The following is a 21,470-nucleotide window of genomic DNA, read 5'->3' on the forward strand; positions in this document are numbered from 1 at the left end:
TTATGTTTCGAGCATATATATTATTAGGTTTTACAATCTTAATCGCGCAACTTCATATTTCAGGTAATATTACGAAGTATATCAATATGAAGTATGCCTATTTATCAAAAACAGCAGCTATTATTTTAGGTTTTTTAACGGTCGTTCAAATAATTATCGTTTTCCAAAAAGAACATCAAAAGGAAAAAGAAAGAGAAAAAGAACAGCACAATTGTGGTTGCGATCATAGCCATTGCGGGCATGATCATTCGAAAGATGAAAATACTTGGTGGAAAAAAGCATTTTCGTACACATTATTTTGTTTTCCGATAGTCACAGGATTGTTTCTCCCGATTGCAACATTAGATTCGGACATTGTTAAGGCGAAAGGATTTCATTTTCCAGTAGCACAAGCAGAAAGTAAAGATCCATTTATGACAAGGCAATTTCTAAGACCTGATACGAGCATTTATTACGGGAAAGAAGGATACCGTGGTGTAATGGAAAAAGGGAAAAAAGAGTTCGTTACGAAAGATAGTATTACTTTAAAAGATGAAGACTTCCTAAAAGGGATGGAAACAATTTACAATTATCCTGGCGAGTTTACTGGGAAAAAATTATCTTTTAAAGGGTTTGTTTTCAAAGATGATTCTTCTAAAAAAGAACAATATTTCTTATTCCGTTTCGGTATTATACATTGTGTAGCGGATTCCGGTGTATATGGTATGTTAGTGAAAAAACCAGAAGGGGTAGAATGGAATAATGATGATTGGATTCAAGTTGAAGGAGAAATATCAACGGAATTTTATCAGCCATTCCATGCGAACATTCCTGTTTTAGAAGTAACGAAATGGAATAAAGTTGAACAGCCGAAAGAACAATATGTATTTAGAGGAGCCGATTAATCACATCGGTTCTTTTTTGTGGACTAAGAGTTCTGAATGTTGTTAATATTAAACGTGTAGTGATAGTAAGCTCATACTGCTCTAGTGTTAATGGGAAATGGAACTCTTACCGAACTTCTTTGCTCCAGCCGAAATTTGTGGTGGGAGTCTTAATGTCTGCAAATAGCGGGTTAAATAATCAAAGAGGTGATAACAATGACTGAAGTAAAGGGAAAAACAGCTAATGAATCCAGAGTGTTTAAAACGAGCCGAGTATTTCCAACAGATTTAAATGATCATAATACGCTATTTGGTGGAAAAATATTAGCCGAGATGGATATGGTTGCTTCTATCTCCGCAACGAGGCATGCAAGAAAAGAATGTGTTACAGCATCTATGGATTGGGTAGATTTCTTACATCCTGTTCGCTCTTCAGATTGTGTTAGTTATGAATCGTTCGTAATTTGGACGGGTAGAACTTCTATGGAAGTATTTGTGAAGGTAGTAGCAGAAGATTTAATTTCAGGTGAGAAACGTATAGCAGCAACATCATTTGTTACATTCGTTGCACTTAGTAAGGAGAATAATCCAGTTCCAGTTCCTCGAGTAATCCCTGAAACAGAAGAAGAGAAAGAATTACATCGCATTGCTGTTTTGCGTGCAGAACAACGTCATATACGTAAGGCGGAGAGTAAGAAAGTAGCCACATTACTAACTTTTTGAGTTGAATATGTAGTCGTTAACGGTATTATAACGAACTGAAATGTTTTTTATATGAAAAGCGGACACCTAAAAATAGGTGTCCGCTTTTATAGTTTTTTCATCCACATATCATATGACGATAACTACTTAGCAGAAGCAAGCAGCACCGACGATGATTAAGAGGATAAATAATACGACTAATAGCGCGAATCCATTACCATGTGCGAAGCCCATTGTTATTTCCTCCTTTTATTTTAAGATACAACATACAATATGCAAATGAGCCATCGTTTGATATGGACATATATCATGTAATGACATATTTTCTTGAATGATATTGTATTAAAAAAGGGAAGATATAGAAATAACAGTAAGTGGGAAAGGAAAATATCCATGAAACACTTTTTCGTTGTAATCCTTTGTTTAATAGGTGTATTCATTTGGATGAACATCGATGTGGAAATGGGGAAAAAAATGGCTAGTGAATATGAATTAGGACAAGTTCGATTGGGTGAATTTCAACTGTATACGAACGGTGAAGAATTATATACGAAATTATTTGAGGATATACGTAATGCAGAAAAGTATATATATATCCATTTTTATATTGTAGGTAAAGATGAAATAAGCAAAGAATTTTTGCAGTTACTTGAGAAAAAGGCATCGAGCGGAGTAGAAGTGAAATTGTCAGTTGATCGAATAGGTGGATATAAGCTGAAGAAAAAGATAATTCGTCAACTAAAAAGAAACGGTGTCCAGTTTACGTTTAGTAAAAAGCTTAAACTGAAACATGTATTCTATTCATTGCATCAACGGAATCATAGACGCATTGTTACGATAGATGGGAAGGTATCATACGTCGGCGGTTTTAATATTGGAAAGGAGTACCTTGGACAAAATCCGAAATTTGGTCCGTGGCGTGATTATCATATACGAGTCAATGGGAATGGTGCTACGGATATGGAAAGAAAATTTGCTGCTGACTGGAAAGAAGATACAGGAGAAATAATGCCTGTACATGAAAGTTTACCTGCAATAGGGGATGTGAAATATCAATATTTATTTTCAGATGGAAAAGGTTTATGGGAAAAATATGGAACGCTTTTAAAGCGGGCTAAAAAGTCTTTAATTATTGCTACGCCATATTTTGTACCAAGTAAAGAAATGATGAAAGAGTTAAAAGATGCATTAAACCGTGGTGTCAATGTGAAAATTCTCGTGCCATTTAAAAGTGACGCGGTATTGTTAAAACAAGCGGCTTATCCGTATTTGAAAGATATGTTACATGCTGGAGCGGAGATTTATCAATATCGGAATGGTTTTTTTCACGGGAAAGTGACAATCATTGATGGAGAAATTGTTGATATAGGTACAGCGAATTTTGATAATAGAAGTTTTTATTTAAATTGTGAATCTAACTGTGTCATATATGATAAAACAGTTGTTGCTGACGTATGGAATCGATTAAAAGAAGACTTTCATAAGTCAAAAAGATTTTCGGAAGAAGATTTTGAGAAAATTAGTAAATGGGATTGGTTTTTAGCAAGAATAGCAAATGTTATAGCAGCATATTTATAACATATAGACAAAAGAGAAGGGAGGTACTTTCATGGATTGTATGAAAGAGTTAATGCAGTATAGTTATATGCTTATATACAAGGTTGGGGAGTATACAGGAGAGGTAAGAGACGAAGAATTAAAGGAGCTATTACAGCATCATTTACCATATATGTTGCAAGCGTATAATGAACAAGTGAATTTTCAAGAAGGAGAGAATGTACAGCATATAACCTGTGAACCAATTTCATTTCATTTGCATGGAATGGAGAAGGAAACTAATAGTAAATATTCAGGAGATATCCAAATAGCAACTTTTTATATTTCGCATTTAAAACGGTTAGCGTTAAAATTTGCTCAAGTGGCAGTTGAAGTTGCAAATCCAGAATTTCGTTCGTTTTTAGAAAATTGTTTCCTAAAAATGAACCGTTATGCCTATAGTGTATGGCAATATGTTGTGAAGAAAGAGTATAAGATTAAACATGTATATGAAAATGAGAAGTTTGCATAAGAAACTGAGGCGGAAAGATAGGCGCCTTAGTTTTTTATTTTTCGTAGAGAAAAATGATTAGGTGTACATGTTTATTATCAGAAAATTTACAAATATTTACCGTTTATTTACTATTTGTCAATCTTTCCTTTAAAAATAGAGAGTAATATGGGATTGTACATATTCTATCAAAAGGAGGAAACGCAAATGAACAAATGGGTTAAATCATTAACTGCTATGGCACTTGCAAGTTCTTTATTAATGGTAGGTTGTAGTAAAGATGAGGACAAGAAGAAAGAAGACGATACAACAACACAACAAGAGGACAAAAAGGATAAAGAAACAAGTGGAACTGAGAAGTCTACGGATTCTAAAGAAAAGAAATAACGTAATAATAGAGAGCTTCCTCTTATATGTGAGGAAGCTTTTTTGTTGCAAACTGAATGAGATTATTGAAAAATAGAGAAAGAATGAAAGAGGGGGAAAACATATGAAAGTATGTATATTGGGAGCAACAGGGAGAGTAGGTTCAAACATAATAAAATTAGCATTAAAGGATTCAGCTGAAGTGACTGCATTAGCGCGTGATGTAAATAGAATAGAAATACATCATGAAAGATTACAAGTTATAGAAGGTAATGTATTGAACGAAAATGATATAAAGAAAGCGATTGAAGGAAGCGATATAGTAATTAGTGCACTTGGAACGGATCGAAATGGAACGTTATCGAAAAGTATGCCGCAAATTATAAAGCAAATGGAAAAAGAAGGGGTTCATAAAATCATTACAATAGGAACAGCTGGTATTTTACAAGCAAGAACAAATCTAAATGTATATCGTTTTCAATCAACGGAATCAAAAAGGAAAACGACAACAGCAGCAGAAGATCATTTAGCTGCATATAAGATACTTAGTAGTAGTAATTTATGCTGGACGGTTGTTTGTCCAACGCATTTAATAGACGGTGATGTGACAGGGGTATATCGGACTGAAAAAGATGTATTACCAGAAGGTGGTGCGAAAATAACAGTTGGTGATACAGCACAATTTACGTGGAATCTGTGTAGTGAAAATAAATATGAGAATAGCCGAGTAGGTATTTCATATTAAAAAACCATCCCGAAACTGGGATGGTTAAAAGACGATATAACATACAAATATGATAATCATAATGATTTGGAGAATGGCTTTCGCTACTGTACTGCTTAAAAAACCAACTACAGTAGCAACTCCTACTAGAAAAGCGTCTTTTGGCGCTTTTTTATGCATTAGTTCCGTAATAAATACCGATAAAAACGGTATGATAATTAAACCGAATGGCGGGAAGAAGAAAGATCCAACAATGATAGAAATCATTCCAACACGTTCGCCCCATTTAGAACTCCCGTATTTTTTCAAAAAATATCCATTTGCAATAAAATCAGCAACGAAAATGAATAATGTGAAAATAACTTGAATAATCCAAAAAGAAATCGTTAGTTCTCCGCCATTTATACCAAAATGGTAAATGAAATACCCAGCCCAGACAGCTAGGATACCTGGGATAATAGGGTAAATAAAGGCTAGAAATGAAATGATGAAACAGGCAATGATACAGATCGTTAAGAAAACAGTCACTTTATAACTCCTTTTTTATATCTAATTTATGTACAGCAATTTTTTTGACTTGATGTCCATCAAGCTCTAATGCTTTAAATTGAAAACCGGCATATTCAATGGAGTAGCCAGCTTCAATATTTACGTCAACTGCTTGAGATAGTAGCCAGCCTCCGATTGTATCTAAGTCGCTCTCGTCAATATGTAAGCCAAACATATCATTTACTTCAGAAATAAGTACTTTTCCATCTAAAACAGTAAGCTTCGGCGTACGTTTTTCAATCATAGGTGATTCATCCGCATCAAACTCATCTTGAATTTCTCCAATGATTTCTTCAAGAATATCTTCCATTGTTAAAAGCCCAGCAGTACCACCATATTCATCCATAATGATTGCCATCTGAACACGATTCTTTTGTAGATGCACTAACGTTTTGCGAATTGGAACAGTTTCAAATACAGTTAGTACTGGGTGTATGTAAGATTCAAGTGGCTTATGAATGCCTTTCGTTTGATCGTGAAATACTTCTTTTGTATTGATCATACCGATAATATCATCTTTATCTTTTTCGATGATAGGATAGCGTGTATACTTTTCAGTTGCAACGATATCCATATTTTCATCTAACGTATTTTCAGTAGATAAGCAAATCATTTCTGTACGAGGGACCATAATTTCTTTCGCAACTCGGTCGTCAAATTCAAAAATATTATTTACATATTTATATTCGGTTTGGTTTATTTCGCCGCTTTTGAAACTTTCACCTAAAATGAGTCGTAGTTCCTCTTCAGAATGGGCAAGTTCATTTTCTTTCGCAGGCTCTAAACCGAGCAGTTTTGTGAAAAAGATAGCTGTACTATTAAGTAGCCAAATGAATGGATACATAATTTTATCAAATAAAATAAGTGGCCTTGCAAACTTAAGTGTGATTGCTTCTGCTCTTTGGATTGCGAAAGACTTTGGAACTAATTCACCTAATACAACATGGAAAAATGTAATAACACTAAAGGCAATTATAAAGGATAAAGTATTTGCCACTGTTCCAGTAATATTAATCTTTTCAAAGAGCGGTCGTAGTAAATGTTCCACAGTCGGTTCACCAAGCCAACCCAGTCCTAAAGAAGTAATGGTAATCCCGAGCTGACAAGCTGATAAATAAACATCTAAATTAGAAATGACACTTCTTGCAGCTAATGCTTGTTTATTGCCTTCATTTGCAAGCTGGTCAATTCGACTTTTTCGTACTTTTACAACAGCAAATTCTGATGCAACGAAAAAGCCGGAAATAAGGATAAGTACAAAGATGAGAAAAATATTTAATATGTCCAAGTGTGTTCTCTATTCCATAGTTTGGAATAAAGATGTCACCTCCTGCAATTATGTTATACTTTTATAATAAATCGAAACGAAAAGAATAGTCAAAGGAAAAGGGTAAATATTGGTATGTTTCTGTAATAGTTTTTGAATTTGCTGTTATTTTGTCCGCTATACAAAAGGAATAACCCCCTACTTTCAGATTATAGAGGGTTATTTCAAATTAAGGTTTTGAAATACTTCTCGTTAAAGCGTATGACTGTTGTTTAAAGTGGTTTGTCGTCCATAGTGTTTGAAGGAATGAGAGTATGCAATACGGGATATACAAAAGTAATAAGCTAATTGTAACAATAACAGGTGCATTTCCGCCGAATTGAACGATAAATTGCAATAGTCCGCTTGTGTGAAAAATGCATTCCATAAAAAGGAATGAAATAATAATGGAGCCTAAAATTGATTTATGATTCGAAGTAAGAGCAAAAAACAATGTATCTACAAGGAAAGAAGATTGTTTTATTTCATATTCATTTGTGTTACTTAAGAAAGGAACCCATTTTTTTATTGCTTGCATAACGATAATCATGGAAGTACTACAAACGATAATTAAAGATGAGTAGTAAGGAAGCTTTATAAATTTTGTGATGTATAGGAGTAGTAATAAGACTGAACATTGTAATAATACAGTGCAAAAAGAGTATGGTATCCATCTTAATAAAGAAGTGAACTTTTTTACCGAATGAGGTGCTTTAAAAAATAAATGGCCGATCCCTAAACTGATGAAGAATCCGATTGCAAGAGTAAAGGTAAAACGAACAATCGATAAAAAATATATTTCCCATATGAAAGGGAATAATGGAGTTGAATGATTAGAAGTATGTACCATCTCATTTGGTGAGAAAAAGATAGATTCATGCATCCAATCAATCTTTGGAATTGTTATAGAAGAAAGCTGTGCGAAGTTATGAAAAATGCTTATAAAGCCAGTGAAGTATGAGTATTTATGTGTAATAAATAATGATGGAATAGGACTAATGATAAATATAATAAGAACACCAACTGTAAATTTACAAATATGTGAGCGTAATAAAGACATGTAATCACCTACTCTTAGAATATTCAGAAAATTCTTATTCTTATTTTAGCTGTTTTCGGCGTAAGTTACAATATATTTTCTTAAAGAAGTTTCGAGAGAACGTTTGGTATTGTAGAGATATAAGTGAATGAAACGTGAATAAATTATGACAAGAAAATGAATAATTTTCAGAAAAGTAAAATAAATTATTTATTTTTTTGTGAAAATATAATATAGTTATGGCACAGAAAGTATTTTAACATAAGGAGGCTGTTTATGAGGATTAAAGGGAATTATGTGTCGAAAAGGGAAGTTTTATTTTGTTCAAGTTCAATTACAATAGGGGAAGCACTGGAGCATTTAAATAAAACTGGCTATCGTTGTGTACCAGTTTTAGATGAAAAAAAAGAGAAATATTTAGGGAATATATATAAAGTAGATATTTTAGAATATAAAGGTTCACTGGAAGAGAGTGTATTACAATTATTAAACGATAAAGAAGGATATGTGAGAGAAGATTCTTCGTTCTTTAAGGTATTTTTTACAATAAAAAAATTACCTTATTTATCAGTAGTTGATGAAAAAGGAGTCTTTCTTGGGATTTTAACGCATAAAAAAGTTTTTGAGTTATTAGAAGATGCTTGGGGTGTGCATTCTAGCAAATATTCTGTCATGATTGGGACGCAAGATTATAATGGGGCAATTCAAAAATTATCGACAGTGTTAAAAAAATATACAGGTATCCAAAGTTTAATGACTTTTGATAATGATGCCTTATTAGTTCGTAGAATCATGTTTACATTAGGAGAAGAGTTTAACGACTTTGAATTAGAGACGTTATTGAAAGATTTAGAAGATCACGGATTTAGAGTTGTGTATGTGGAAGAGATGAAAAATCCACGTGAAGTTGAAACGATAGATTAACATGCAAAAGCCGTCTAATTATGTTGGATGGCTTTTGTTATGTTGTGCGTATAAAGTTATTTGCAAATAACGATAGAATAATAGGTGAGATTGTTATAATATTTGTGCAAAAGAATAAAAAATGTAGATAATTTTGATTTTCGAAAAAATCAATTTGAAAATATGTTTTTATTTTTCAACTAAATATGTTACTATATGTGTGATAAAAACAAAGAGGTCTGACAACTTTACTCCACGTAATACCACTCTAATGAGTTGAATATTCAAAAAAATCAAAATTAATAATCAGAGTAAGAATAAGGGGAATGGAGAAATTATGGAGAAAGACACTGCTTTGTAAGGGGCATATTTTATCATCTTGAGCAGAGAGGAGGATGCATAGCATATTGTGAAAATAGAGATAAACAATGAAAAAGTGCTATGCAAATGAAAAGCATGAAGGGACGTTTAAGGCCAGGTGATACGATAGCAATTGGTTTAATGTTATTTGCACTATTTTTAGGAGCAGGAAATTTAATTTTTCCACCAGTTTTAGGGCAACAAGCTGGAGAGAATGTTTGGGTTGCTACAATTGGATTCCTTGTAACGGGAGTGGGATTACCCCTATTAGCTGTAACAGCTGTCGCGTTTGTAGAGGGGGACTTGAAAGCGCTATCTTCTAGAGTTCACCCTATATTTGCATTTGTTTTCCCATTAATTAGTTATTTAGCGATTGGACCATTTTTCGCAATTCCGCGTACGGGAGCCGTTTCATTTGAAATGGGTATGAAGCCATTTTTATCAGAAGCATTGGTTTCAGAGTGGTACATGCTATTTCTTTTCACGATAATTTTCTTCGGAATAACGTGGTATTTATCTTTAAATCCATCTAAATTAGTGGATTGGTTCGGGAAATTTCTTACACCAGTATTAGTATTGATTGTTGCTGTTATTGTCGGAAAGGCGATTATTGATCCGATTGGAGAACCAGCTGCGCCGCTAGCAGCATACAAAGAAAATGCTTTCTTTGGTGGATTTATTCAAGGATATTTAACGATGGATGCAATTAGTGCTCTCGTGTTTGGAATTGTCGTTGTACAAGTTATTCGCTCTAAAGGAATAAAAGAGAGTAGTCAAATTGCAAAAATAACAGTAGTATCAGGTATTATTGCAGTACTTGGTTTAACGTTAATTTATTTATCACTTGCTTATCTTGGTTCAACAAGTACATCACTTGGGGTATCAGAGAATGGTGGACTTATTTTAACGAATGTTGTAAATGAGTTGTATGGAACAAGTGGTAAAATTTTATTAGGACTTGTTATTATACTCGCTTGTTTAACAACTTCTGTTGGATTAACATCAGCTTGTGCTGGCTTCTTTACAAACATATTCCCTAAACTTTCGCATCAAACGATTGTAACAATGGTATGTGTGTTTAGTTTAATTGTATCTAACCTAGGTTTAACACAATTAATCGCAGTTACTTTACCAGTGTTAATGATTATTTATCCAGTTGCAATCGTATTAATCGTACTTTCTTACTTCCATAAATGGATTGGGAAGCGTAATACCATTTATATTGGAGCTATTTTAGGTGCATTGTTAATTAGTTTCTTTAACGGTTTAGAAAGTGCGAAAATTAAAATTGACGCGATTTCTAACGTATTACAGATGTTACCATTATATAAAGAAGGAATAGGATGGTTAATCCCATCATGTATTGGCGGGATTCTCGGTTTCTTCTTCTACAAATCAAATGAATCAAGTGAATTACAAAAGAAAGGTGCTTAGGCACCTTTCTTTTTTTGAAGGGGATTTTTGAAGTTTGTCTAAGTAATAATTGGGAGGAATAATAAAATGGCTAATTTTGAAGATTTTTTAACTTTGGATTTGCGGGTTGGAACGGTGATATATGCAGAGGAATTTAAAGAAGCGAGGGTGCCAGCGATTAAACTAGAAATTGATTTTGGGGAAATTGGGATAAAACAGTCGAGTGCTCAAATTACGAAAAGGTATAATCCAGAAGATTTAGTGGGTCAACAAATCGTTGCGATTGTAAACTTTCCGTCAAAGCGTGTAGCTGGGTTCAAATCGGAAGTCCTAGTATTAGGAGGGGTACCTGAAGCGGGTGATGTTGTATTACTTCAGCCTAATATGGAACTGCCAAATGGAACAAAAATTAGTTAGTGTAAAGGCGGAGGAACATGGATATTGGACGGGAATATTTACAATGTGCCATTTCGAATTTTAAAGCAACAAAGAAGCAAGGAGAAAGGGTACTTTCTCAATTATCATATGAACAAATCGAATGGTCTTCTCATGAAGAAACAAATAGCATAGCAATCATAATTAAGCATCTACACGGTAATATGCGTTCTAGATGGACGGATTTTCTAACATCTGACGGTGAAAAAATAGATCGTAACCGAGATGCTGAATTTGAAGGTGGCTATCATTCTAAGGAAGAGGTACTCGTAGCATGGAATGAAGGATGGGAATATGTTTTTAAAACGATGAATGTGTTAACGCCAGAACATTTATTAGAAACAGTATATATTCGCGGTGAAGCACATACTGTCATGCAAGCAATTGAAAGACAAATTTCTCATTATGCTTTGCATATTGGACAAATGATTTACATCGGTAAAATGTTAAAAGAAAATGAGTGGGAATGTTTAAGTATTCCTAAAGGAAAGTCTAACTTTCATTTAGAGAAAAAACGTTCAACATAATAATATGAAAGAAACCGATATAAAATTGGAAATAAGAAAATAAGCCAAATGATAGATCGCTCTGTAAGCATCAGAAGGCTGCCAAAAATAAGTCCATATATAATAAGAAAGAAATTAAAAAGTGTATTCACAGGGATAAATCGTGAGAGAAACACTTGCTGTTGCTTAAAGCAATCAATGTGAAATAAATACAAGCGAAAGTATCGTGTGGCAGTAATAAGATCGTTCTTTCGAGCAATTCTTTTTTTGCAGGTATGACAGATGAACGGTGGTCGCATTTCATTACGCTCCATTTTTTATATTGGTAATCATGTAAGATAAAAGTAGGTATAAGGTGTATATCCCTATATATGCTCCTGAAATAAGAAAAAATGGATTTAATAAAATTCCATGAATGCTTGTCATAAAAACTAAATCTTGCATTAAAACATCAAATATATGAATAGAAATAATTGTACCGAGTACATAAAGTGTTAAGTACGCTGAAATATGTAACACAACACGGGTTGTAGGATGCTTAGCGAGCCAATAAAAAATAAATGATAGTACAATGGGTAATGTTCCTATTAGTAGCTTCAATTCATCTCACCTCATTAACAATATAGCCGGAATTTAGACGGTCTATTCTCTAGAGCTTGTACATAACTTGAAATAGAGAGGTGATAGTATGAATCGAGGCTTTTTTTATGTGAAGTTCACGAGTGTACGTAAGTTAGTATTATTTATTATTGCTACAGTACTAGCGACTTTTTTTCTTATTAGTATGATGGTAACCTCTATGAAAGAGACAAAGTCAACGTATTTATATAATTGGTTAAATGAGTTATCAATGAATGGTTACATGTACGTTCTTGGGAAAGAGAATCATTATTTTACACAGGAATATAGAAATTTAAATCAAGATTTTTCAATATCTTCTTTTCTCTTTTCTATGGCTACGAATATTCGTTTTAACGATGTACGCAGTTTTGTCGGCAAAGAGCTACCTGGTTTCGGTAAGTACGATACAGAAATTGTCATTGCGGGTGAAGGAACAAATTATTCTAACTTGCCTATAGAGTCGAGCGTTCCACTTGAAGAAGTAGTAAAAGAACGGACTGGAGAAGGTGGACAGGCTCCAAAGCAGGATACGAATAAAGAGAAAAAGCAACCAGCTCAAACGACAGGAAAACGACAGGTTGCATTTATTTATCATTCGCATAGTTGGGAATCTTATTTGCCGTTATTGAATTTAACAAATGATCCAAATCCGAATAAAGCCACAAGTTCCGTAACGAATATTTCAATAGTCGGCGACCGATTTCGTGAACAATTAGCAAATGAAGGAATCGGAGCAACTAACGACAAGACTGATGTTGGGCAAAAGTTGATTAGTAAAGGATTAAATAGCAATAGTTCTTATAAAATGTCACGAGAAATTGTACAAGAAGCAATGACTAGCAATAAGGAATTGCAGTACTTTTTTGATTTACATCGTGATAGTGCTCGAAAAAATGTAACGACAAAAGCAATTGGAGATAAATCATATGCAAAGCTTGCTTTCGTAATAGGAAAAGGAAATAAAAACTATGAAAAGAACTTACAATTAGCAACGGCTTTACATGAAACAATTAATAAGAAGTATCCAGGGGTTAGCCGCGGTGTCATTCAAAAAGGATTCCAAACAGGCAATGGAGTCTATAATCAAGATCTGTCAGGGCAAGCAATATTAATTGAAGTTGGTGGCGTAGATAATACAGAGGAAGAGCTAAACCGATCGATTGATGCACTCGCTAAAGCGTTTAGTGAATACTTCTGGCAGGCAGAAAAGGTGAATGGATAAAGTGAAACATAAATGGGTGAGAGAGTATGAAAAACGTGAGTGTAATGCTTGCGTTTTTTTGTAATGAGGAGACGTCACAGAATAGACATAATTTGTCGTTGTTATAGTAATATCGAAATTTGTCAAATTATACTGGGAGATTTACAAAGGGATTTTCGGGAAAGTAGAGAAAATCTTTTTACAAGGAAAGCTTTTTATTACGAAACTGATAGGGTGATTGAAGTGATTAGGGAAATCAAAGTAGAAGATGCAGCATCATTTTTGCAATTAAGTAAGCAATTAGATGAAGAAACGAAATTTATGTTATATGAACCAGGAGAAAGAAAATTTACAGTTAAGCAACAAGAACAAATGATTCATCGCTTTATAGAAAATGAATATGCAACAATATTGGTAGCGGTTGAAGAAGAGAGAATAGTAGGATTTATTTTAGTGAATGGAAATAATATTCAAAGAAAGCGACATGTAGCAGGTATTGTAATTGGTATTTTGCAAGAGTATAGCGGGCGAGGTATTGGGACGAGATTGTTTAAAGAGACTGAGAAGTGGGCAAGATTACATGATGTATGGCGTTTAGAATTAACGGTAATGGCCCACAATACAAGAGCTCAGGCACTATATAAAAAAGCTGGATTTGAGAAGGAAGGTGTCAAAAGAGCTGCTCTTATTATCGATGGAGAGAACATCGATGAGTATGAAATGGCCAAATTATTAAAATAAGAGGTCGTTATATGAAAAAAAGATGGATACTACTTGGTATCGTAGCGGCGATACTCATTGTTGGAGTAGCAGGAATCAATTATAAAATGTATAAGGATAAGCAGGCGCGCGAGGTAAATGTAAATAACATATTTCCAAAAGCGAAAGAAACGATTGCGAATATGGATGGTGATATTGCGGTAATTAGTAATCCGAATTCGATGCTTGTGCTTGTGAATAAAAGTAGGCGTTTGCCAGATGGGTATAGACCGCCAGATTTAGTTATTCCGAAAGTGCGCTACTCAAGTGAAGGTGATCAAGAAAAGAAAAAAATGAGGAAAGAGGCAGCAGGAGCGCTTGAGGAAATGTTTCAGCAAGCTGATAAGGAGCGTATTTTCCTTTTTGCAGTCTCTGGATTTAGATCTTTTGATCGACAAAAAGCATTGAATACGATGTATAAAAAACAAGATGGAGAGGCAAAAACAGCAATGTCGAGTGCAGTTCCTGGAACGAGTGAACATCAAACTGGACTAGCTATGGATATTACATCGCAATCTGCTAAGTTTCAGTTAGAGACAATTTTTGGTAAAACGAAAGAAGGGCAGTGGCTTTCTGAAAATGCCCATAAATTTGGTTTTGTCATTCGATATACAAAAGAGAAAGAATCGCTTACGGGCTATCGATTTGAACCATGGCATGTAAGGTATGTGGGAAATCCACAAGCTACATATTTATATGAAAATCAACTGACACTTGAAGAAGTAACGCAGTGAACAATTGAGGGGAGAGAAGGATTATGACGGTGTTATATAAGAAAAAAGTACACGCATATGTGACAAGAGAAAAAGAGGGAGTTATGCAACTGCTTGTTTTTAAACATCGTGATATACCTGAAGCCGGTATACAAATACCAGGGGGAACGGTTGATGAAGGAGAAACGCTAGAAGCAGCGATCTTACGTGAAGTACAAGAAGAGTCTGGATTACGTCATTTATGTATAGAACGATTTCTAGCTGATTACATCATACATGTGAAAGACAAAAAGGAATATCAAAAACGACATTTCTTCCACGTAACGTTACTAACAGATGTAAAAGATGGTTGGGAACATATTGTAAGTGCCGGTGAGGAAGATGAAGGCTTAGTATTTTGCTACGAATGGATTGATATTGCAAAATGTCCTGAATTAGCTGGGAAACAAGGTGAGTTTTTACATTTGTTAGATGAAGTATACGCACAGTAATAAAAGAGTCTGAAACGTAAATTCATTCGTTTCAGACTTTTTTTATTTTTCAGGAAATAAAAGGTTTTTATATTGGTAAGTTGAATTCTTTTAAAGGGATTGTAATTGTATATGCGAGGAGCGGAGAAAATGAAAAACTAATAGGTACATGTAATCAATATAAGGCTTTATAAAAGGAGAATGATGATGGAGATTCAGTTCAATACACTACTACAAAAAGAATTAACAATTCATGATATACAAAAAGCAATGGCAGCTGGGCAATTAACTTCAAAAGAATTAGTTATGTATTATCTTCATAGAATTGCAAAGTATGATCAAGACGGACCTAAAATCAATTCGATTTTAGAAATCAATCCAGACGCTATCTTTATTGCAGAAGCTTTGGATTGTGAAAGAAAAACAAAAGGTGTAAGAGGTCCATTACACGGTGTACCTGTGTTACTTAAGGACAATATTGAAACGAATGATTCTATGCATACAAGTGCAGGTACGATTGCACTAGAACAAAATATAAGTAGTGAAGATGCATTTCTCGTTACGAAACTGCGAGAAGCAGGAGCAGTGATAATAGGAAAAACAAATATGACAGAATTAGCAAATGCAATGTCATTTGAAATGTGGGCTGGATATAGTGCAAGAGGTGGACAAACAATCAATCCTTACGGTACAGGTGAGGATGATATGTTTGTTGGTGGCTCAAGTACAGGATCTGCCATAGCGGTTGCGGCTAACTTTACAGTAGTCTCGGTTGGAACAGAAACAGATGGTTCTATTTTGAGTCCAGCTGTTCAAAACTCTGTAGTCGGTATTAAACCGACTGTTGGTCTAATTAGTCGTAGAGGTATTATTCCGTTCACATATTCGCAAGATACAGCCGGCCCATTTGCTAGAACAGTAACAGATGTCGCTATTTTACTAGGGGGGTTAACTGGGATAGATGAGAGAGATATAGCTACTCGTAAAAGTGAAGGGATAGCAGAACATGATTATACAAAGTATCTGGATGATAATGGTTTAAATGGAGCAAAGATTGGTGTATATAGCAATGCACCAAAAGATTATTATGAATCTGGTGAGTATGATGATAAATTGTTTAAGGAAACGATTCAAGTATTACGTAGTGAGGGAGCGATAGTAGTAGAGGATATTAATATTCCGTCTTTTCATAGAGAATGGAGCTGGGATGTATCGCACTATGAATTAAAGCATAGTTTAGATAACTACCTTTCGAAATTACCTTCTACTGTTCCAGTACATTCTATTTCAGAGTTAATGGAGTTTAATGAAAATATAGCAGAAAGAGCTTTGAAATATGGACAAACTAAGTTGGAGAGAAGAAAAGATGTTCCTAATACATTAAGAAATCCAGAATATTTAAATGCAAGATTAGAAGATATATATTTTTCTCAAGAACAAGGCATTGATTTTGCAATGGAAAAATATAATCTTGATGCGATTCTGTTCCCTTCTTATATAGGCTCCACTATATGTGCGAAAGCAGGTTATCCGTCTATAGCAATACCTGCAGGATATATGGAGAACGGAAGACCTTTTGGGATTACTCTTGCAAGTACGGCTTTTAGTGAAGGAATATTAATTAAGGTAGCATATGCATTTGAACAAGCGACAAAACATAGAAAAATTCCGGGTTTGTCATAAATAGAATATACAAAAAGGACAGGAATGCCTGTCCTTTTTGCTTTATTGATTACATTGAAATATCTTTTCGATCTGTCTTATGATATTTTAATAGGCTAAAAGATAAACAAGCAGAACATAAAATAAGAAAAGAAGCGATGATATAAATTGTACGAACACCGAACATATCAGTAATAATGCCAACGCTAAGCATAGAAAGACCAGAAGCTGTCGAGAGGAGTGCACCATGAGCTGTATACATTTTTGACAATAAAGTAGGGGCAACACTTGATTGCAGCACTGTCGTTTGAGAAATATCTCTAATTTGATAACATGGACCCATTAGAACACATAGAAAAAGCGCAATAAACCCACTACTCGTCATACCATATAAAAATGTAAGAAGACTAAACAGAAGAGAGCCTATCGCCATGGAGCGTATTAAATTGTTTTGAATGTATGTACTCATTTTCCACGCTAATAGCCCGCCAATTAACGTCCCAACATAATAACTTGTATTAATATATCCCCACCATTCTTCTCCTTTATGAAGAACAGTTGTTACATAAGCTATCGTAATAGCGCCGATCCATATTGTCCCTGCGAATGTTTCCATTAAGTCCATACATGTAACTGTACGGAGAGCAGGATTTTGAAATAAGAGTTTCCAACCTTCCAATAAAGCGGCGCCTTTTGAAGAAGAAGGCTCTATTACTCGTTCAGTATGTATGGAACGTAATGAAACGTGTAGTGCAACAAATCCGAAAATCATCAAAATGTTATTTATCATGAGTGTAGAAGTAGCGCCGATAAGAAGAACAATAACACTTGTAAATGAATAAGCAGCGGCTTGCGCAATTTGTATGGAAAAGGAAAAAATACTATTTACTTTTACTAAATTTTCTTGTGGTGTAAGGCGGGGGAGAATACTGTATAGTAATGGAGCGCTCCAACCACTACATAATGAAATGAAAAAAATGAAAAAGAATAGTGCTACAATGTTTGTGGAAAGGACCGGGAATAATATCATTAATAAAAATAATAGAGCAGTTTTTGACCATTGTAGTGTAAACAGTAATGAATAAGACGGAAAACGATTCATTATAAGTGGTGAAGATGTATTTGCTATAAGATTTGTAATAACTTGTAATAATGGAAAGAGAGCAGTTAATGTAGCTGACTTAGTTGTGATATACATATGAGTTGTAATAATCATTACGTATACGATGTCAGCGAGAGTAATGCATATTTTCGATCCTAAATAGTAAGTTAATGAACGAGTTTGCAATAAGCACACCACCTTCCTAGAAAGTAATATTTTAGTAGTTATAATAAGTATAAATTAAAAAATAAATTTTGAAAGAATTAAATTTTTTGTCACTTTTTGAAAGGGAATTTCATGTATAATGAAGAATATATTAATATAGTATTTTAATAATACTCATTGTAACAGTGAATATGTACAATAGCTTGTAGTAAGAGCCCACGTATTAGAAAGGGCGGATAAACCATTCTTTTCTTCATATACATATAGAAAATGAGAAAGAAAGTGAGGGTTGCATATGGCTGCTTGGGTAATTTGGTTTATAATAGCTGGTATTTTATTTATTGCAGAAATGTTGTCGATTACGTTTTACATGCTTTGGCTTGGAATTGGAGCTGTTGTCGGAGGTCTTATTGCTTTATTTGCTCCTGAAGCACTACTGTTACAAGTTGTTGCTGGTGCGATTGTAAGTTTAACATTGACTTTCTTTACGAAAAGAATTTCAAAAAACTTTCGAGAAGCAAAAGGTTTTACTGATACAGTAGATTTGCTTGTCGGTAAAAAAGGTATTATTATGCGAGCGATTACAAAAGAAGCGAATGGTATTGTGAAGGTGGATGGAGATACTTGGACAGCTATTGCAGATGATCCAATTGATGCTGGAGAAAAGGTTATTGTTATAAAGAGGCATAGTACTATATTACAAGTGAAAAAGGAGAGTGAATAAATATGGTAGTAGGATTAACATTAACCATTATTTTCGCACTAATTGTTGTTACATTTATCGCATTAACAATTAAGATTATTCCGCAGCAAAAAGTTGGAGTCGTTGAAAGGTTTGGTAAGTTTCAACGTATTATGCAGCCAGGATTAAATTTATTAATACCAATTGTGGATCGCGTTCGTGTATATCACGACTTACGTATTCAACAAACGAATGTACCACCGCAGAAGGTAATTACGAAAGATAATGTACAAGTAGAAATTGATACAATTATTTTCTATCAAATTGTGGAACCAGAACTTGCGACATATGGTATTTCGAACTATGAATATGGTGTTCGTAACATTACTTCTGCAACGATGCGTCAAATTATTGGTAAAATGGAACTTGATGAAACATTATCTGGTCGTGAAAAAATTTCAACAGAAATTCGCTTAGCGCTTGATGAAGCAACAGAAAAATGGGGCGTTCGTATTGAACGTGTTGAAGTAGTAGATATTAACCCACCAAAAGATGTGCAAGCATCAATGGAAAAACAAATGAAAGCAGAACGTAATAAACGTGCGATTATTTTAGAGGCTGAAGCTGCAAAACAAGATAAAGTCCTTCGTGCTGAAGGGGAAAAGCAAAGTAAAATCTTAATGGCTGAAGGTGATAAAGAAGCACGTATTCGAGAAGCTGAAGGTATAAAGGAAGCAAAAGAACTAGAAGCGCAAGGGGAAGCAAGAGCGATTGAGGAAATTGCAAAAGCAGAACAAAATCGAATTGAATTACTTCGTGCAGCAGATTTAGATGAACGCGTACTTGCTTATAAATCATTTGAATCATTGATTGAGGTTGCAAAAGGGCCAGCAAATAAAGTCTTTATTCCGTCTAATGCAATTGAAACACTTGGTACTCTCGGGGCAATTGGAGAAATCTTTAAAGAAAAACAAGCGAAGAAATTGCCTTCTTCAGATACACCAAAAGAACAATAAGAGTGAAAAAGAGAAATGGGATGCCATTTCTCTTTTTATTTTCATCATTGTTTTAATTTATATATTAAATAGGTGAGGAACGGGAGACCGTTCCTTTTTCATATTCACTAAAAAATTTTTAAGATTTCATAATATGAAATAAAGGTGATTCTGTAAGAAATAAAATTGATATAATAATTGAAAATTCAGTCATCTAGTGGGGTTTCTAGACTTTTTATTATATTATTATTGGAAATTGGAGGGGAAAGAATGGCAATTAGAACAGGGGAACAGTATATTGAAGGATTGAGAAAAAGAAATCCTGAAATTTGGATTGGAGGAAGAAAAGTAACGGATGTAGTAAATGAAGATGTTTTTCGTGAACCAATTTTACAAATTGCGAACTTATATGATATGCAGCACAATCCAGAATATCAAGATAAGATTACTCATATATGCGAAGAGACAGGAGAAAGGGTATCTAATGCATTTTTAGTACCGAAAAATTATGAAGATTTAAAAGTACGCCGTGAATTATTTGAAGTGTGGGCAAAAGCTACTTATGGTTTAATGGGTAGAACACCTGACTTTTTAAATGTAACGGTTACTTCGATGGCAAGTAATTCGTGGTTTTTTGAGAAGTTTAATCCAGAATGGGGAGCGAATATAAAAAATTATTATAAACATATAAGGGATAATGATTTGTTTTTAACACACGCAATTATTAATCCACAAAATGATCGGAGTAAGGCTTCCCATCAACAAGAAGATGAAACGATGCATTTAGGGGTAGTAAGTGAAACAGCGGAAGGGATGTATGTTAGTGGTGCTAAAATGTTAGCGACACTGGCGCCGATTACGGATGAGGTAATAATATATTCCTATCCAAGCTTTAGGCCAGGTGATGAACGTCATGCAATTTCTTTTGCAGTTCCAATTGACGCACCAGGTCTAAGAATTCTATGTCGTGAGCCAATGCAAGATGGAAAACGATCTCTATTTGATCATCCACTTGCATCAAGGTTTGAGGAAATGGATGCATTACTAGTATTTCATAATGTGTTTATCCCGTGGGATAAAGTATTTATTTATCAAAGTGTGGAAGCTGGGAATCAATTGTATCCTAAAACCGGAATTGGTCATCAACCAGCGCATCAATCTGGGGTAAGAGGGTTAGTAAAACTATCTTTTGCTGCTGAAGTAGCTATGAAATTAGCAGATTCGATTGGCGTAGATGGGTTTTTAAATGTACAAAACCAGTTAGCAGAGCTTATGCAAGATGTCGAAACGATACGTGCTCTCCTGCAAGTAGCTGAATATGAGTATGAAACGAATTCATATGGAGAAGTTATTCCTGCGAGGTTGCCGCTTGATACGATACGCAGTTTATTACCTAAGATGTATCCACGGGCTATTGAAATTATTCAAACTATAGGTGCTGGTGGATTATTAATGTCACCGACAGGTGCTGATTTTATGAATCCCGAGATTCATGATGATATGCAAAAGTATTATATCGGGCGTGAAGGAGTATCCTCTGAGGAACGGGTTCGTTTGTTTAAATTAGCATGGGACTTATGTGGTGAGGCTTTTGGACAACGGTTATTACAATATGAGCGTTATTATTCTGGAGATCCGGTGCGTAAAATGGGAATGTTTTATAATGCGTACAAAAAACAACAAACTTTTTCACTTGTGAACAATGCATTGCAATCGAGTTCATCTGAAGGAGCTTTAAGTTAAGTGAAAAAATGTTTACGCTTACATTTTTATTTGAAATAGGAAGGAGCAATAGATGAAAACAAGAATTTTACTGTTAGGATGTAAATCTACTTATATTTTTAACAATATCTAAAACTTGAGAACTGTAACTGAAATAGGGGAGGT

The 21,470-nt window shown here is 34.3% G+C and carries 25 protein-coding genes; 18 read left to right on the forward strand and 7 right to left on the reverse strand.

Annotation, left to right across the window (positions count from 1 at the left end; all coding sequences use genetic code 11):
- Positions 1-2: 2 nt before the first annotated feature.
- Together ATN06_RS10350 and ATN06_RS10355 are read left to right on the forward strand one after the other, a co-directional pair.
- On the forward strand, positions 3-884 hold the full coding sequence (locus ATN06_RS10350) for a TIGR03943 family putative permease subunit (RefSeq protein WP_060630556.1): 882 nt from the start codon (positions 3-5) through the stop codon (positions 882-884).
- A gap of 195 nt (positions 885-1,079) precedes the next feature.
- Positions 1,080-1,586: an acyl-CoA thioesterase gene (locus tag ATN06_RS10355; protein ID WP_000141167.1), complete on the forward strand. Its 507-nt coding sequence runs from the start codon at positions 1,080-1,082 to the stop codon at positions 1,584-1,586.
- Positions 1,587-1,712: 126 nt separating this feature from the next.
- Here ATN06_RS10355 and ATN06_RS28250 read toward each other — a convergent pair whose 3' ends face one another.
- Positions 1,713-1,799 (reverse strand): YjcZ family sporulation protein, encoded by an 87-nt coding sequence (locus tag ATN06_RS28250; protein ID WP_000505094.1) that lies wholly within the window; start codon positions 1,797-1,799, stop codon positions 1,713-1,715.
- Between the two features lie 159 nt (positions 1,800-1,958).
- Between ATN06_RS28250 and cls the strand changes: the two genes are divergently transcribed.
- From cls to ATN06_RS10375, 4 genes are all read left to right on the forward strand, one after another.
- Positions 1,959-3,143, forward strand: a complete 1,185-nt coding sequence (gene cls, locus ATN06_RS10360) for a cardiolipin synthase (RefSeq protein WP_060630557.1) — start codon at positions 1,959-1,961, stop codon at positions 3,141-3,143.
- A 31-nt stretch (positions 3,144-3,174) separates the two neighbouring features.
- A complete protein-coding gene (locus ATN06_RS10365; RefSeq protein WP_060630558.1) occupies positions 3,175-3,633 on the forward strand; it encodes a spore coat protein in 459 nt (152 codons plus the stop codon).
- Between the two features lie 186 nt (positions 3,634-3,819).
- Positions 3,820-3,999: a hypothetical protein gene (locus ATN06_RS10370; RefSeq protein ID WP_001045957.1), complete on the forward strand. Its 180-nt coding sequence runs from the start codon at positions 3,820-3,822 to the stop codon at positions 3,997-3,999.
- Between the two features lie 103 nt (positions 4,000-4,102).
- Complete coding sequence (locus ATN06_RS10375; RefSeq protein ID WP_060630559.1) at positions 4,103-4,723, forward strand: NAD(P)-dependent oxidoreductase; 621 nt, start codon at positions 4,103-4,105, stop codon at positions 4,721-4,723.
- 24 nt (positions 4,724-4,747) lie between these two features.
- On the opposite strand, the gene ATN06_RS10380 is transcribed toward ATN06_RS10375, so the two are convergent.
- From ATN06_RS10380 to ATN06_RS10390, 3 genes are all read right to left on the reverse strand, one after another.
- On the reverse strand, positions 4,748-5,230 hold the full coding sequence (locus tag ATN06_RS10380) for a DUF456 domain-containing protein (protein ID WP_060630560.1): 483 nt from the start codon (positions 5,228-5,230) through the stop codon (positions 4,748-4,750).
- 1 nt (position 5,231) lies between these two features.
- Positions 5,232-6,539 carry a hemolysin family protein gene (locus tag ATN06_RS10385; RefSeq protein ID WP_060630561.1) on the reverse strand — a complete coding sequence of 436 codons (1,308 nt, stop codon included), beginning with the start codon at positions 6,537-6,539 and terminating at the stop codon, positions 5,232-5,234.
- Between the two features lie 208 nt (positions 6,540-6,747).
- Positions 6,748-7,617 carry a hypothetical protein gene (locus ATN06_RS10390; protein WP_060630562.1) on the reverse strand — a complete coding sequence of 290 codons (870 nt, stop codon included), beginning with the start codon at positions 7,615-7,617 and terminating at the stop codon, positions 6,748-6,750.
- Positions 7,618-7,872: 255 nt separating this feature from the next.
- On the opposite strand from ATN06_RS10390, the gene cbpA reads away from it, so the two are divergent.
- The 4 genes from cbpA to ATN06_RS10410 all read left to right on the forward strand — a co-directional run bounded on the left by cbpA (position 7,873) and on the right by ATN06_RS10410 (position 11,234).
- A complete protein-coding gene (cbpA, locus tag ATN06_RS10395; protein ID WP_060630563.1) occupies positions 7,873-8,520 on the forward strand; it encodes a cyclic di-AMP binding protein CbpA in 648 nt (215 codons plus the stop codon).
- Positions 8,521-8,955: 435 nt separating this feature from the next.
- On the forward strand, positions 8,956-10,293 hold the full coding sequence (gene brnQ4, locus ATN06_RS10400) for a branched-chain amino acid transport system II carrier protein BrnQ4 (RefSeq protein WP_420480581.1): 1,338 nt from the start codon (positions 8,956-8,958) through the stop codon (positions 10,291-10,293).
- Between the two features lie 66 nt (positions 10,294-10,359).
- A complete protein-coding gene (gene csaA / locus ATN06_RS10405; RefSeq protein WP_060630565.1) occupies positions 10,360-10,689 on the forward strand; it encodes a chaperone CsaA in 330 nt (109 codons plus the stop codon).
- Positions 10,690-10,706: 17 nt separating this feature from the next.
- Complete coding sequence (locus tag ATN06_RS10410; protein WP_060630566.1) at positions 10,707-11,234, forward strand: DUF1572 domain-containing protein; 528 nt, start codon at positions 10,707-10,709, stop codon at positions 11,232-11,234.
- On the opposite strand, the gene ATN06_RS10415 is transcribed toward ATN06_RS10410, so the two are convergent.
- Positions 11,207-11,512, reverse strand: a complete 306-nt coding sequence (locus ATN06_RS10415) for a hypothetical protein (RefSeq protein WP_060630567.1) — start codon at positions 11,510-11,512, stop codon at positions 11,207-11,209. The genes ATN06_RS10410 and ATN06_RS10415 overlap by 28 nt on opposite strands.
- A gap of 4 nt (positions 11,513-11,516) precedes the next feature.
- Positions 11,517-11,813 carry a hypothetical protein gene (locus ATN06_RS10420; RefSeq protein WP_060630568.1) on the reverse strand — a complete coding sequence of 99 codons (297 nt, stop codon included), beginning with the start codon at positions 11,811-11,813 and terminating at the stop codon, positions 11,517-11,519.
- Positions 11,814-11,901: 88 nt separating this feature from the next.
- Here ATN06_RS10420 and spoIIP point away from each other — a divergent pair, with 88 nt between their 5' ends.
- The 5 genes from spoIIP to ATN06_RS10445 all read left to right on the forward strand — a co-directional run bounded on the left by spoIIP (position 11,902) and on the right by ATN06_RS10445 (position 16,660).
- Complete coding sequence (gene spoIIP / locus ATN06_RS10425; protein WP_060630569.1) at positions 11,902-13,056, forward strand: stage II sporulation protein SpoIIP; 1,155 nt, start codon at positions 11,902-11,904, stop codon at positions 13,054-13,056.
- Between the two features lie 222 nt (positions 13,057-13,278).
- On the forward strand, positions 13,279-13,776 hold the full coding sequence (locus ATN06_RS10430) for a GNAT family N-acetyltransferase (RefSeq protein ID WP_060630570.1): 498 nt from the start codon (positions 13,279-13,281) through the stop codon (positions 13,774-13,776).
- Between the two features lie 11 nt (positions 13,777-13,787).
- A complete protein-coding gene (locus tag ATN06_RS10435; protein WP_060630571.1) occupies positions 13,788-14,528 on the forward strand; it encodes a M15 family metallopeptidase in 741 nt (246 codons plus the stop codon).
- A gap of 23 nt (positions 14,529-14,551) precedes the next feature.
- Positions 14,552-14,998, forward strand: a complete 447-nt coding sequence (locus ATN06_RS10440) for an NUDIX hydrolase (protein WP_060630572.1) — start codon at positions 14,552-14,554, stop codon at positions 14,996-14,998.
- A 186-nt stretch (positions 14,999-15,184) separates the two neighbouring features.
- Entirely contained in the window at positions 15,185-16,660 is a 1,476-nt protein-coding gene (locus tag ATN06_RS10445; RefSeq protein WP_060630573.1) for an amidase family protein, read from the forward strand.
- A gap of 49 nt (positions 16,661-16,709) precedes the next feature.
- On the opposite strand, the gene ATN06_RS10450 is transcribed toward ATN06_RS10445, so the two are convergent.
- Positions 16,710-17,927 (reverse strand): MFS transporter, encoded by a 1,218-nt coding sequence (locus ATN06_RS10450; protein WP_060630574.1) that lies wholly within the window; start codon positions 17,925-17,927, stop codon positions 16,710-16,712.
- 274 nt (positions 17,928-18,201) lie between these two features.
- Between ATN06_RS10450 and ATN06_RS10455 the strand changes: the two genes are divergently transcribed.
- The 3 genes from ATN06_RS10455 to ATN06_RS10465 all read left to right on the forward strand — a co-directional run bounded on the left by ATN06_RS10455 (position 18,202) and on the right by ATN06_RS10465 (position 21,326).
- Complete coding sequence (locus ATN06_RS10455; RefSeq protein WP_060630575.1) at positions 18,202-18,630, forward strand: NfeD family protein; 429 nt, start codon at positions 18,202-18,204, stop codon at positions 18,628-18,630.
- Positions 18,631-18,632: 2 nt separating this feature from the next.
- A complete protein-coding gene (locus tag ATN06_RS10460) occupies positions 18,633-19,604 on the forward strand; it encodes an SPFH domain-containing protein (RefSeq protein WP_060630576.1) in 972 nt (323 codons plus the stop codon).
- A 249-nt stretch (positions 19,605-19,853) separates the two neighbouring features.
- Positions 19,854-21,326 (forward strand): 4-hydroxyphenylacetate 3-hydroxylase family protein, encoded by a 1,473-nt coding sequence (locus tag ATN06_RS10465; RefSeq protein ID WP_060630577.1) that lies wholly within the window; start codon positions 19,854-19,856, stop codon positions 21,324-21,326.
- The last annotated feature ends 144 nt before the right edge of the window (positions 21,327-21,470 follow it).

The sequence above is a fragment of the Bacillus thuringiensis genome, assembly GCF_001455345.1.
In the GTDB taxonomy this organism is placed as follows: Bacteria; Bacillota; Bacilli; order Bacillales; family Bacillaceae_G; genus Bacillus_A; species Bacillus_A thuringiensis_N.

Coding starts and splice junctions, on each gene's coding strand:
- ATN06_RS10350 (WP_060630556.1), top strand. CDS start 3: ATGTTTCGAGCATATATATTATTAGGTTTTACAATCTTAATCGCGCAA.
- ATN06_RS10355 (WP_000141167.1), top strand. CDS start 1,080: ATGACTGAAGTAAAGGGAAAAACAGCTAATGAATCCAGAGTGTTTAAA.
- ATN06_RS28250 (WP_000505094.1), bottom strand. CDS start 1,799: ATGGGCTTCGCACATGGTAATGGATTCGCGCTATTAGTCGTATTATTT.
- cls (WP_060630557.1), top strand. CDS start 1,959: ATGAAACACTTTTTCGTTGTAATCCTTTGTTTAATAGGTGTATTCATT.
- ATN06_RS10365 (WP_060630558.1), top strand. CDS start 3,175: ATGGATTGTATGAAAGAGTTAATGCAGTATAGTTATATGCTTATATAC.
- ATN06_RS10370 (WP_001045957.1), top strand. CDS start 3,820: ATGAACAAATGGGTTAAATCATTAACTGCTATGGCACTTGCAAGTTCT.
- ATN06_RS10375 (WP_060630559.1), top strand. CDS start 4,103: ATGAAAGTATGTATATTGGGAGCAACAGGGAGAGTAGGTTCAAACATA.
- ATN06_RS10390 (WP_060630562.1), bottom strand. CDS start 7,617: ATGTCTTTATTACGCTCACATATTTGTAAATTTACAGTTGGTGTTCTT.
- cbpA (WP_060630563.1), top strand. CDS start 7,873: ATGAGGATTAAAGGGAATTATGTGTCGAAAAGGGAAGTTTTATTTTGT.
- brnQ4 (WP_420480581.1), top strand. CDS start 8,956: ATGAAGGGACGTTTAAGGCCAGGTGATACGATAGCAATTGGTTTAATG.
- csaA (WP_060630565.1), top strand. CDS start 10,360: ATGGCTAATTTTGAAGATTTTTTAACTTTGGATTTGCGGGTTGGAACG.
- ATN06_RS10410 (WP_060630566.1), top strand. CDS start 10,707: ATGGATATTGGACGGGAATATTTACAATGTGCCATTTCGAATTTTAAA.
- ATN06_RS10415 (WP_060630567.1), bottom strand. CDS start 11,512: ATGCGACCACCGTTCATCTGTCATACCTGCAAAAAAAGAATTGCTCGA.
- spoIIP (WP_060630569.1), top strand. CDS start 11,902: ATGAATCGAGGCTTTTTTTATGTGAAGTTCACGAGTGTACGTAAGTTA.
- ATN06_RS10435 (WP_060630571.1), top strand. CDS start 13,788: ATGAAAAAAAGATGGATACTACTTGGTATCGTAGCGGCGATACTCATT.
- ATN06_RS10440 (WP_060630572.1), top strand. CDS start 14,552: ATGACGGTGTTATATAAGAAAAAAGTACACGCATATGTGACAAGAGAA.
- ATN06_RS10445 (WP_060630573.1), top strand. CDS start 15,185: ATGGAGATTCAGTTCAATACACTACTACAAAAAGAATTAACAATTCAT.
- ATN06_RS10455 (WP_060630575.1), top strand. CDS start 18,202: ATGGCTGCTTGGGTAATTTGGTTTATAATAGCTGGTATTTTATTTATT.
- ATN06_RS10460 (WP_060630576.1), top strand. CDS start 18,633: ATGGTAGTAGGATTAACATTAACCATTATTTTCGCACTAATTGTTGTT.
- ATN06_RS10465 (WP_060630577.1), top strand. CDS start 19,854: ATGGCAATTAGAACAGGGGAACAGTATATTGAAGGATTGAGAAAAAGA.